This window comes from Oleiphilus sp. HI0043 (assembly GCF_001634935.1).
In genome coordinates this window covers 1-343 of the sequence record NZ_LWEY01000951.1, presented here as the reverse complement: position 1 = coordinate 343, position 343 = coordinate 1, and the positions used below count along the sequence as shown (strand labels likewise).

Sequence of the window (343 nt, the reverse complement as noted above, 5' to 3'; positions counted from 1 at the left end):
CCAATTCGCCCGCTTGGCTATCAATATCAAGCTTAACGGGAAGTGATAAGGCATATAGTTCAGATAATTTCACATTCCAATCAACTATTGAGGCAATGCCTTTATACTGAACCAAAGCACGACCATCCCAGATAGTCCCCTCAATGCCTTTTACCGAAACACCAACAGAGCGAAGAGAATTAGTTACAGAAGGATCAGCCTCTACAACTCCCTCCCAAATCACACGCGCTGGAGCCTTAGCCAGCACAAAAACGCTAAAGGCCAATAAGAAAACAAGAAGATACAGAATTGTTTTTTTCAACACGCGTAAAGACCAAGTCCTATTATCTGACCCACTTCAGTA

Annotated in this window: 1 protein-coding gene; it reads right to left on the bottom strand. The window is 42.9% G+C overall.

From position 1 onward, the window contains the following. A partial coding sequence (locus A3729_RS10425; protein ID WP_197475774.1) for a hypothetical protein occupies positions 1 to 304 on the bottom strand: 304 nt, incomplete at its 3' end. Positions 305 to 343 lie beyond the last annotated feature (39 nt).